10 protein-coding genes are annotated in these 11,964 nt (G+C 49.4%); 3 read left to right on the top strand and 7 right to left on the bottom strand.

The window, feature by feature from the left end; all coding sequences use genetic code 11:
- Positions 1–30: 30 nt before the first annotated feature.
- The 3 genes from RGV86_RS13365 to yihU are packed head-to-tail and all read right to left on the bottom strand — an operon-like array spanning position 31 to position 2,864.
- Positions 31–1,041: a zinc-dependent alcohol dehydrogenase gene (locus RGV86_RS13365; protein ID WP_085461414.1), complete on the bottom strand. Its 1,011-nt coding sequence runs from the start codon at positions 1,039–1,041 to the stop codon at positions 31–33.
- A gap of 32 nt (positions 1,042–1,073) precedes the next feature.
- Positions 1,074–1,961: an aldolase gene (locus RGV86_RS13360; RefSeq protein WP_065227994.1), complete on the bottom strand. Its 888-nt coding sequence runs from the start codon at positions 1,959–1,961 to the stop codon at positions 1,074–1,076.
- A gap of 24 nt (positions 1,962–1,985) precedes the next feature.
- A complete protein-coding gene (yihU, locus tag RGV86_RS13355; protein WP_085461415.1) occupies positions 1,986–2,864 on the bottom strand; it encodes a sulfolactaldehyde 3-reductase in 879 nt (292 codons plus the stop codon).
- 172 nt (positions 2,865–3,036) lie between these two features.
- Here yihU and RGV86_RS13350 point away from each other — a divergent pair, with 172 nt between their 5' ends.
- Positions 3,037–3,933, top strand: coding sequence for a sugar kinase (locus tag RGV86_RS13350; protein ID WP_085461416.1), 897 nt, complete (start codon positions 3,037–3,039; stop codon positions 3,931–3,933).
- Positions 3,934–3,972: 39 nt separating this feature from the next.
- Positions 3,973–4,761 carry a DeoR/GlpR family DNA-binding transcription regulator gene (locus tag RGV86_RS13345; RefSeq protein ID WP_000022286.1) on the top strand — a complete coding sequence of 263 codons (789 nt, stop codon included), beginning with the start codon at positions 3,973–3,975 and terminating at the stop codon, positions 4,759–4,761.
- Positions 4,762–4,820: 59 nt separating this feature from the next.
- Here the strand turns inward: RGV86_RS13345 and RGV86_RS13340 are convergent, their stop codons facing one another.
- The 4 genes from RGV86_RS13340 to typA all read right to left on the bottom strand — a co-directional run bounded on the left by RGV86_RS13340 (position 4,821) and on the right by typA (position 9,926).
- A complete protein-coding gene (locus tag RGV86_RS13340; protein WP_000956336.1) occupies positions 4,821–6,086 on the bottom strand; it encodes an MFS transporter in 1,266 nt (421 codons plus the stop codon).
- 101 nt (positions 6,087–6,187) lie between these two features.
- Positions 6,188–7,168 (bottom strand): sugar phosphate isomerase/epimerase family protein, encoded by a 981-nt coding sequence (locus tag RGV86_RS13335; protein ID WP_000256413.1) that lies wholly within the window; start codon positions 7,166–7,168, stop codon positions 6,188–6,190.
- A 7-nt stretch (positions 7,169–7,175) separates the two neighbouring features.
- Positions 7,176–7,886, bottom strand: a complete 711-nt coding sequence (locus tag RGV86_RS13330) for a GntR family transcriptional regulator (protein ID WP_085461417.1) — start codon at positions 7,884–7,886, stop codon at positions 7,176–7,178.
- Between the two features lie 216 nt (positions 7,887–8,102).
- The gene (typA, locus tag RGV86_RS13325; protein WP_085461418.1) at positions 8,103–9,926 is read right to left on the bottom strand and encodes a ribosome-dependent GTPase TypA; all 1,824 of its coding nucleotides are present in this window, start codon (positions 9,924–9,926) and stop codon (positions 8,103–8,105) included.
- Between the two features lie 372 nt (positions 9,927–10,298).
- Between typA and glnA the strand changes: the two genes are divergently transcribed.
- Positions 10,299–11,708: a glutamate--ammonia ligase gene (gene glnA, locus RGV86_RS13320; RefSeq protein WP_085461419.1), complete on the top strand. Its 1,410-nt coding sequence runs from the start codon at positions 10,299–10,301 to the stop codon at positions 11,706–11,708.
- Positions 11,709–11,964 lie beyond the last annotated feature (256 nt).

Raw genomic sequence — 11,964 nt, 5'->3', positions numbered from 1 at the left:
TGACGCAGCGCCAGACAGAGATTTAGAAAATCATTCCGGCGCAAATTGCAGCATGACCTTTATGGAGTCATTTTGCTGCGCGCGTTCGAATGCCGCCGCTGCATCCTCAATGGCAAATAAATCGGTAACCAGTTCACTGGTATCAAACCGCCCATCCGCCAGCCATTCGATAACAGCATCGAAATCTTCAGGGATGTACATGCCAGAGTTGAGCAAGTCACGCTCGAAACGTTGCATCATCGGTAATGGTATTTCACGCGGCCCACTTGGTACGCCCATGCACACGACGGTGCCTCCGGCATATACACGGGTACATGCATCGTTAAGCGTGGCCTGCGCTGCAACGACATCAATCGCCCCCGTAAATCGCACATCTGCGGCCAGCTCACCTGGTGCCCAAACTTCTGCTGCGCCCAGCTTTAACGCCAGCGCGCGTTTGGCAGCGTCAGGTTCAATCACGGTAATCTTACCTGCCCCCATAATGCGCAGTGCCTGCACGATGGATAAGCCTATCGTTCCGGCACCAATCACCAGTACGCTTTCCAGAGAAGCTTTCGGCATTCGGTTAACGCAGTGACGAGCACAAGCCGCCGGTTCGGCAAAGGCTAACACTTTTAGCGGTAAAGAGGCTGGTGCGACATGGCAATTACGCGCAGGAACAATGTGTTGTGAGCGAGCAAAGCCCGGTGCGCGAAAACCAGCAACCTGCGGTGGTTCACAAAGATTAAAACGTCCTGCTTTGCAGGCTCGGCATTCCATGCAAGCCATGATGGGATCGACCACAACATGATCGCCCGGCTGTACATTTTTAACGTCGCTGCCAACTTCCGCAACGCGCGCTGCAATTTCATGACCGGGGACGACAGGTGGTTTGGCAAACGGATGACCGCCTTTCAGAACATGCAGATCCGAACCGCATATCCCATAGAACACAGGCGCAATCCGCACTTCGTGCGGTTTAAGTTCCTGGTGTGGTACTTCAACATATTGAGTGGTGACTTTCCCAATATCTGAAAATAAAACCTGGGTAATTTTATCCATTGTTATTCTCCAGAATCGATATCCATAGGGGATTAGCGTTGCGCGATACCTTCATCGACAATTTCAGCCAGCCGTTGCAAGCGTGGAACGGAGACATCGCGCAGCATGGTTTGTGGATCTTGTGCACCAACAACCGACGCCCAAACCGCTCGTCCAGCCAGGAAGCCCGACGCCCCACCTTTCATGGCAATACTTACTGCACGGCCGAAAATATCGGCATCAACGCCAGAAGAAAGAATTACCCACGGCATCTTCATCTGATCGTTAAGTTGCTGACAGGCGGCAAGTAAGGTTTTTTCATCGCCTTTGCCCCCTAATGGCATCTCGGCTTTGTAAAGATCAGCCTCTGTTCCACCAAGCTCTGCGGCGGCGGCGGCAATGGCGCTTTCACGATCAAAGTCCCAACCGCGACGAGGTGGACGCACCACAGGTTCAATAATGCTAACCAGTCCGGCACTACGGCAGCGACGAACAAATTTATCAACCATTGCCAGACGTTCCTCTGCGGGTTCATCTTCACGCCAGAGTACAAGTAATTTCATTGCCTTAGCCCCCATTTCACGGGCTTTATGCGGGTCGACGGACATATCTATTTCAACGCTATCAACCGGGATGCCATTACCTGGGATAAAAAGATCGGCAGCGACAATCAGGCCGCAAGAATTAGCAACAGCGCCCTGCTCGACTATTTGCTCAAGACAAAATTGTTTATCCGCCAGAACGGCAGAAGCATAAGGAGAAAGGATTCGGGTCGCGGCAACTTTAAAATCGGTGAGTACACTGTCGGCGATGGGTTTGGGCTGCCCTGCTGCCGCAAACATCAGGCGCATGGCCTCACGCTGATCGACAGCTAACATGGCGAATCCACCACCTGGGCGGGAGATATCTTTCAGCGTAAATGGGGTGAAGTGGGATGACATAGAAACTCCTGTTAATAGATAAAATTAAAGACCAGCCTGCTGGCGAACCTGATTTAGCAGGGCGCTCCAGTCCTGCCGCCCTTTGCCGTCTTGACTTGCTGCGGCGTAATAACTTTCTGCTGCAATCCCCATATTGAGCGGTGCCCCCGTCTCCCGAGCGACGTCAACTGCAATACGCAGATCTTTCAACGCCAGATCCACCATGAAGGCGGGTGAAAGATCGCCTTTCAGCACTTTGCCAGGCCAGGTGGTCGTAAAATGTCCTTTCCCTGCTGCCGTACCACTCATCACCTTAATTGCGACATCAAGATTTAATCCCAGTGACTCACATAACACAGCGGCCTCGGAGGACAGCGCATTAAGCGCAATGCTCATATAGTTGTTAATTAGCTTCACGCGGATCCCCATTCCTGGGCCGCCAGCCTCGACCTGCTCATTACCCATGCACATGAGAATCGGGCGTGCACGCGCAATCTGCTCATCAGTGCCACCCGCTAAAATCAGCAATGTGCCATCAATCGCATTCACGGACGTTCTGCCCACGGGGGCGTCCATCATACTGATGCCTTTTTCTTGTAATTCCCGTATTAATGCATCGGTCTGTAAGGGATGAATAGTCGACATATCAATCAATAACGCGTCAGATGAAACAGCCTCACAGACGCCTTTTTCCCCCAACAGAACCTGTCGAACAATGTCACCATTGGGAAGCATAGTGATGATAAATTCAGCGCCTGCTGCCGCTTCCGCTGGGGTTTGTGCCGCAGTGGCCCCCTGCGTAACTAGCGCATCGACGGCCTGTGCATTGACATCAAATACCTGCAATGAATGCCCTTTTTGCAATAGATTGTTAGCCATTGGGCTACCCATCTGCCCCAGCCCGAGAAATGCAATGGTTGCCATGAATACTCTCCTGTCTGACATTGACAAAATAATGACAATTGAAAATTCGTTTTCGTCTGTTTTTGAGCATATTTGTAATTTATGTTCAAAAACACGACACGCATCACTAATTTGATCATTTGTGTCATTTAAATTGACAAAAGACGACAAAATTAAACAGGACAAGACGAATATGACCAAAATTGCATGCGTGGGTATCACAGTTCAGGACAGGATTTATTCTTTGCTCACTCTGCCGGATGGCGGCGGGAAATATCAGGCAAATCATTATCTTGAGATTGGTGGCGGCCCGGCAGCAACAGCCGCTGTTGCAATCGCAAAGCTTGGCGTGGAGGTTGATTTCATCGGTCGCGTCGGCGATGACAGTTGTGGAAATACCTTACTTGCAGAACTTGAGGATTGGGGCGTCAATACCGCATTTTGCCGCCGATATCCTAACGCCCGTTCGTCGCAATCAGCGATCCTCGTTGATCAGCATGGCGAACGGATTATCGTTAATTATCCAAGTCCCGATCTCGGTACTGATGCCGAATGGTTAGAAGCGATCGATTTCTCTCGTTATGATCTGATTCTGGCCGATGTTCGCTGGCATAGCGGTACTGAAAAAGCATTCTCGCTAGCGCGCCTTGCGGGGGTGACAACGCTTTTAGACGCCGATATGACACCGCAGGATATTTCTCCACTTGTCGCGCTTGCCGATCACGCCGTGTTCTCAACACCAGGGCTGAAACGCATGACTGGCCTGCAGTCACCTGAAGAAGGTTTGTTCCAGGCAACGACACAAACAGCAGGTAAAGTGTATGTTACGCTGGGTTCTGAAGGATCGTTGTGGATTGAAGATGATCATTTGTGTCAACAGGAGGCATTTTCTGTCAATGTGGTTGATACCACTGGAGCAGGCGATGTTTTTCACGGCGCACTCGCGGTAGCGTTGGCAGAAAAAATGCCAACAAAAGAGGCTATTCGTTTTGCCAGTGCGGTTGCCGCGATGAAATGTACCCAGCCTGGCGGTCGGGCCGGCATTCCTAATCGTGAGCAAACCGAATCATTTTTGTCACTTTATGCGTAAAATGGTAAACATCTACCGAGGAGGGGCAAGGGAGTATTCATGAGTATCATCGAAGTGACAGGTAATCCACGCCATGACCAACTCGTTCATCTAATCGCAGAACGCGGTTATATGAATATTGAAGAACTGGCACAACTGCTGGATGTTTCAACGCAAACCGTGCGCCGGGATATCCGAAAACTCAGTGAGCAGGGGTTGATCACCCGTCATCATGGAGGGGCCGGGCGCGTCTCCAGCGTCATGAATACCGCTTTTGAGCAACGGGAACTTTCGCTCACCGCCGAGAAACGGGCGATCGCTGAGGCAGTCGCCGATTACCTTCCCGAACGCTGTACCGTCTTTATCACCATCGGTACAACCGTAGAAGCCGTTGCCAGGGCATTACTCAACCGTCGTGATTTACGCATTATCACTAACAGCCTACGTGTGGCACAGATTCTTTATAAGAATCAGGATATTGAAGTGATGGTGCCGGGAGGCACTTTACGCGCTCATAACGGCGGGATTATCGGCCCAGGAGCCGTGGATTTTATTGAAGGCTTCCGCGCAGATTATTTAATCACCAGTATAGGTGCCATTGAACATGACGGCACCCTACTGGAATTTGATGTCAATGAAGCGTTAGTCGCAAGAACGATGATTAAACATGCGCGGAATACATTGTTAGTGGCCGATCATACGAAGTTTGCCGCGTCTGCTGCCGTTTCAATTGGCAATGCACGGAATGTCAGGGCTTTTTTTACTGATGCCCCGCCTCCCAATTCTTTCTGCCAGTTGTTAAGTGAAGAGAATGTTGAACTGGTGGTTGCTGAGCAAGAAGTATCCTGAAATTGAAACTTCGGTTGATACGGTTTTCGTTGGCCGGATTAAGCACATCCGGCCATTAATTAAGCTTCAGCCGCCAGCATCTCTTTCTTACGTTGGCTAATACGCTTAACCAGCATTACGGAAACCACCGCACCACAGAATGCGAAGCAGGCCATAATGCCAAACACGATTTTGTAGCCAATAATCCCCGGATTTAAATCCAGAATGTAGCCATACAGACTGAAGCAGAACATCGCCGGGGCGTAACCAATAAAGCTACCCAACGCCATCGCCGCGCCTGTTTTATTTTCAGCAATTTTTGCTTCGCCGATAGGTGCAAAAAATACGGCTCGCTGTGTAAAGACTATCGCGCCAAAGCCTAATGTACATGCCATCCCTAAATAGACCGGCATACTTTCGTGCGGCAGCATAATCAACAGTACGAGCGCAGCGGTACTGATGATAAAGGTGTAGCATAGATATTTACTCGGCGATTTCAGGATCTTATCTGAAATCATGCCACCAATCGGTCCTCCAATCATTTTCAGACAATATTGGTTAATGATGCCGTAAGCCCCCACCAGCGCAACGGGCAATAGATAGATGTTTTTCAGGAATGGAATGAAGAATGTCAGGCCACAGTAAACCGCGTAAACGAAGAAGACGTTGAAAGCGATAAGCCAGATGGTTTTGTCTCTCAGCACCGAGGTCATACTGGTGTTTTGCGATGCTCCGTCTTCTTTTTTCACCTCAACGGACGGTGCCTCTTCTTTGTCATTCAGGACAAAGAAAATAATAATGCCTACGGCAATCACAATAAGGGAATAGAACCAGATGCCTGCTTTAAAACCCAATAAGCCACTGCCAAACCAGGTAAATACTGCCAACGCAGAAAATGCCACCACGGTATCGACAATGCCACGCCCTGTTTCGAAGAAGCCAAACAACCGACCTTGTTGTTCGCTATTGCCCAATCGACTTACCGACTTGAGCAAGACCGGCCAGTTCATCATGTCGCAAGTAACGCCAAATAGCGCCCAGACAAAGAGGATGCCCCAATACCCCGGCATTGTCGTCAAATAAACACCCAGTAATCCTGTCGCAATGAGTGAGAGTGACATGGTGTATCTGCGCGGTAGTTTATCGGCAAAATAAATAGACAGAAAAAAGCCCACTGTGGTGACAAATGAGTTTACCGACATAGCATTACCAATTTGACCATTAGTCAAATGGAAATATTCCTGCATCGGGATATAAAACGCATCTTTCAGCGACGGTAATTTATAAATTGTACCGCCACACAGTGTTAATAGACTAAATAACGCCCATTTCTTTTTCGTGAGCATAACATCCCCTAAGCGATTTTTAAAATCACTGTTTTAAAGGCAATAAGATACCGACCATTCATATGGAATGGTTTTATTAACTGCGTATGAGTTAAAACTTATTAGTGGTTCAGAAGATGGTTTGCCTCTTGTTTGATTTGTTGTAGTACGTTACGCACATGATTTATCTGATTAATTGCATCTTCTTTTTCTTTACGTAACCGCGCATCCAGTAAATGATTTTCTGGTAGGGGTGTTTCACTCATCTGGCGATAAGGGATCCACGGATTATCATCTTCGTCTTCAAAGCGGAACGCCGGCGCATAATAATCAACCTCTTCTTCCAGGCCATATGCCGTCACCTGCGGCTCATCATCACCCAGGCAGATAAGGTGCGTTAATAACGCTTTGAAGGGCATATCCCCCTGACCTGAAATACAGGCTTTATGACCCAGGCCACCCTGTTCTTTAACGATCAAGGCATCTTTGATATGGACCTGGGTAATATGCGGTGCCATCGTTTTTAAAGCGTCGATGGGATGCTCATTTGCATTGATCATGTTCGCAAAATCAAACAGTAAGGAAAGAGACTCCATCTCACTTTCTTTGACCAGCGACACCAGCTCATGACTTTTTAAATCTTCATGCTGCTCGATCGTAAAAGTCAGGCCGCTGTCCTGATACGTTTCCCGTACATAGGCAATGTCGTTAGCGATAATCGATAATACGTCGCGCAAATTACCTTCATAACGCGGATAAAAACGTACGGAGGATGCCCCAGTTTTCAACGCGATGGCGACGGCTTCGTCAATAGATTTTTTATCTGAGGCACTGGTTTCAATATGAATATCAAGGTTCAGACGGCGGGCTTTATCCCCAAAGGCAGAGAGTTCTTTATCGTCCATATTACCAAGAGAAAAACGCTCGCCATCCAGAACATGGATTTTGACGCCACGTAGATTATTTTCACTTGCGATATCAAGTAAATCAGCAGGCAACACTCTTTCCAGCCGCATATTTAAATGAAAGGCATAAGCATGTAAATAAAGAGGAAGAGTGTCGACACGTTGTAGAATCTTTCTTGCGTTATTTATTGTCACCATAAAACACCTACAGATTAATGATGAGGTCTACGGCCTCAAATCGCCAATATTCAATATCTATCTGGACAATATTGCCTTGCTGGTCGGCGCGATGCTTTTCAATTAAGATCGCAGGCATACCCGCAGAACCGCCAAGATACTTGCTGATATCGCCCGGCATTCTGACGGGTTTGAAAATCAATTTTTTTACTACCGTCTCTTTTTGGTAGCTCTTTTCCCAGACTGCAGAAAATGAGTGGTTTTCAAGTTGTTCAATAAAACCCGGAGCAACTTCAGGATTAATATATGTTTCGTGATAGAAAACTTTATGTCCTTCCAGCGCCCCCCAGCCGGTGATGCGATAGAGTTCAGTTGATGGCGTCACTGCAATCAGTGGCGCGAGCGTCTCGGGAATATCGCTGGTACGGTTTTTCTCGGTAAACCCCCAGGAAGGCTCTCGCCCTTGCTCAATTGCGGCCCGCTGAAAGCTCGCCGACAGCTCCGGACTGTAATTAAATCGCGGCTGGGTCACGAACCACCCCTTACGATCTTTACGGAAGATTTTGGATTCTGCCTCGAGGTTCAACAACGCCTGGCGCAGCGTCATACGTTTAATGCCCAGCAGTTCTCCCAGCTCTCTTTCTGAAGGGAGTTTTCCACCCGGTGTGGTGATGCCATCTTTCAACCACCGATCCAGTTTCTCTTTTGCATTTTCTACGGTGGATTGATTCTCCGCCATTGTTTAATCCTTTTGGTTTAAACCAGATGAAGCATCTTACGCTTACGCCAAAAAAGAAAGCAATTAACGGCGTATGACTTTGCAGATAATTGTGACAAAGCTCTCTATTGACGTAATCACAGACTTATAAGGGAGATACTCGCATTGGTGTGCGCTCACGACAGGTAAAAAAAAACCTGCCATCTCTGGCAGGTTTTTCACGACTAAAAAGAAAAATTAATCTTCTTTCGGGCCACGGTTCGCGCGGCGACGATCGTTTTCCGTCAGGTGACGTTTACGAATACGGATAGAGGTCGGAGTAACTTCTACCAGTTCGTCATCATCAATGAACTCCAGAGCTTGTTCCAGAGTCATGCGGATTGGTGGAACCAGAACAACGGCTTCGTCAGTACCGGAAGCACGCATGTTGGTCAGTTTCTTACCGGTCAGGCAGTTTACAGTCAGGTCGTTAGAACGGCTGTGAATACCGATGATCTGACCTTCGTAAACTTCTGCACCGTGACCGAGGAACAGCTTACCGCGATCCTGCAGACCGAACAGCGCGAACGCTACCGCTTTACCCTGACCGTTAGAGATCAGTACGCCGTTCTGACGCTGACCCACTTCGCCCGGACGCACATCGTCGTAGTGGCTGAAGGTGGAGTACAGCAGACCAGTACCAGAAGTCATGGTCATGAACTCAGAACGGAAGCCAATCAGACCACGGCTTGGGATCACGTAGTCGAGACGTACGCGGCCTTTACCGTCTGGATTCATGTTTTTCAGGTCGCCTTTACGTTCGCCCAGCGCCTGCATTACAGAACCCTGATGCTGTTCTTCAACGTCCAGAGTCACGTTTTCATACGGCTCTTGTTTACGACCGTCGATTTCACGGAAGATAACTTTCGGACGGGATACCGCCAGTTCGAAACCTTCACGACGCATGTTTTCGATCAGAACAGACAGGTGCAGTTCGCCACGACCAGAAACGCGGAACGCATCGGCGTCTTCGGTTTCTTCTACGCGCAGCGCAACGTTGTGTACCAGTTCTTTGTTCAGACGATCCAGGATCTGACGGGAAGTAACGAACTTACCTTCTTTACCGCAGAACGGCGAGGTGTTAACGCAGAAGAACATAGAAACGGTCGGCTCATCAACGGAGAGTGCCGGCAATGCTTCAACGTTTTGCGTGTCGCAAACGGTGTCAGAAATGTTCAGTTCGCCAAGGCCCGTGATCGCCACGATATCGCCAGCTTCCGCCATATCGGTTTCGATACGCTCCAGACCGAGGTGGCCCAGCACTTTACCGACTTTCGCGTTACGGGTTTTGCCTTCGCTATCGATGATAGTAACCTGCTGGTTCGGCTTCACTTTACCGCGCTTGATGCGGCCAATGCCGATAACGCCAACATAGCTGTTGTAATCGAGCTGAGAAATCTGCATCTGGAACGGACCGTCAAGGTCAACGTCCGGCGCAGGAACGTGGTCAACAATCGCCTGATACAGCGGGGTCATGTCTTCCGCCATATCTTCGTGATCCAGACCCGCGATGCCGTTCAGCGCAGAAGCGTAAACGATCGGGAAGTCCAGCTGCTCATCGGTCGCGTCAAGGTTAACGAACAGGTCGAATACCTGATCCACAACCCAGTCAGGACGCGCGCCAGGGCGGTCAACTTTGTTGATAACAACAATCGGCTTCAGGCCGTAAGCAAACGCTTTTTTGGTTACGAAGCGCGTTTGCGGCATCGGGCCGTCAAATGCGTCAACCACCAGCAGCACTGAGTCTACCATGGACATTACACGTTCAACTTCACCACCGAAGTCGGCGTGCCCCGGGGTATCAACGATGTTGATACGGTAATCATTCCATTTGATAGCGGTGTTTTTCGCGAGGATGGTAATCCCACGCTCTTTCTCCAAATCGTTGGAGTCCATCACGCGCTCTTGGGTTTCGGCACGAGAGTCGAACGTACCGGATTGTTGGAGCAGCTTGTCTACCAGGGTGGTTTTACCATGGTCGACGTGCGCGATGATGGCGATATTACGCAATTTTTCGATCACAACTTTGCCTCAGGCATTAGAAATAGCGCGTTATTGTACACGGATTAATCGCACTACAAAACAGGATCACAAACATCCTCCGCAAACAAGTATTGCAGAGTCCCTTTGTGATCGCTTTCACGGAGCATAAAAAGGGTTATCCAAAGGTCATTGCACCAATATGGTGCTTAATGTTTCCATTGAAGCACTCTATTGGTGCAACATTCACATCATGGTGCAGCCCTTTTGCACGATGTTAAGCATGATAACGCCTTTTAGGGGCAATTTAAAAGTTGGCACAGATTTCGCTTTATCTTTTTTACGGCGACACGGCCAAAATAATTGCAGATTTCGTTACCACGACGACAATGACCAATCCAGGAGAGTTAAAGTATGTCCGCTGAACACGTACTGACGATGCTGAACGAGCACGAAGTGAAGTTTGTTGATTTGCGCTTCACCGATACCAAAGGTAAAGAACAGCACGTCACTATCCCTGCTCATCAGGTGAATGCTGAATTCTTCGAAGAAGGCAAAATGTTTGACGGCTCCTCGATTGGCGGCTGGAAAGGCATTAACGAATCCGACATGGTGCTGATGCCAGACGCATCCACCGCAGTGATTGACCCGTTCTTCGCCGACTCTACCCTGATTATCCGTTGCGATATCCTTGAACCTGGCACCCTGCAAGGCTATGACCGTGACCCGCGCTCCATCGCGAAACGCGCCGAAGATTACCTGCGCTCTACTGGCATTGCCGACACCGTACTGTTCGGGCCAGAACCAGAATTTTTCTTGTTCGATGACATCCGTTTCGGATCTTCTATCTCCGGTTCTCACGTTGCTATCGACGATATCGAAGGCGCATGGAACTCCTCCACCAAATACGAAGGTGGTAACAAAGGTCACCGTCCGGCAGTGAAAGGCGGTTACTTCCCGGTTCCGCCAGTAGACTCAGCTCAGGATATCCGTTCTGAAATGTGTCTGGTGATGGAACAGATGGGGCTGGTGGTTGAAGCACATCACCACGAAGTAGCGACCGCAGGTCAGAACGAAGTGGCAACCCGCTTCAATACCATGACCAAAAAAGCTGACGAAATTCAGATCTACAAATATGTCGTTCACAACGTGGCGCACCGCTTCGGTAAAACCGCGACCTTTATGCCAAAACCGATGTTTGGTGATAACGGCTCCGGTATGCACTGCCACATGTCGCTGTCTAAAAACGGCGTAAACCTGTTTGCAGGCGATAAATACGCAGGTCTGTCTGAGCAGGCGCTGTACTACATTGGCGGCGTAATCAAACACGCTAAAGCGATTAACGCCCTGGCAAACCCGACCACCAACTCTTATAAGCGTCTGGTCCCGGGCTACGAAGCACCGGTAATGCTGGCTTACTCTGCACGTAACCGTTCTGCGTCTATCCGTATTCCGGTGGTTTCTTCTCCGAAAGCACGTCGTATCGAAGTACGTTTCCCGGACCCGGCGGCTAACCCGTACCTGTGCTTTGCTGCCCTGCTGATGGCCGGTCTTGATGGTATCAAGAACAAGATCCATCCGGGCGAAGCGATGGACAAAAACCTGTATGACCTGCCGCCAGAAGAAGCGAAAGAGATCCCACAGGTTGCAGGCTCTCTGGAAGAAGCACTGAACGAACTGGATCTGGATCGCGAGTTCCTGAAAGCCGGTGGCGTGTTCACTGATGAAGCAATCGATGCGTACATCGCCCTGCGTCGCGAAGAAGATGACCGCGTGCGTATGACTCCGCATCCGGTAGAGTTTGAACTGTACTACAGCGTCTAATAGTTGAAGTTGTACTACCCGGCGCGAACAACGCCGGGGGTTCAAACCAGGCCCATCTGGCGTAATTGTTGCAGCCAGTTTGAACACGGACAGCGCGCAGAACCCCGAGCGTACATCGGTACGTGAGGAGTTCGAGCACTGCCCAGGTTCAAAATGGCAAATAAAATAGCCTGATGGGACTGGTTTTTAGTTGCCGTGGAAATTTCAGCCCATCTCTGCATGGGCTTTTTTCTCCGTCAATTCTCTGATGCTTCGC

Source organism: Escherichia ruysiae, assembly GCF_031323975.1.
Lineage (GTDB): Bacteria > Pseudomonadota > Gammaproteobacteria > Enterobacterales > Enterobacteriaceae > Escherichia > Escherichia ruysiae.
Note: the sequence above shows the minus strand (reverse complement) of the source record. Positions and strands in the feature narration are given on the sequence as shown.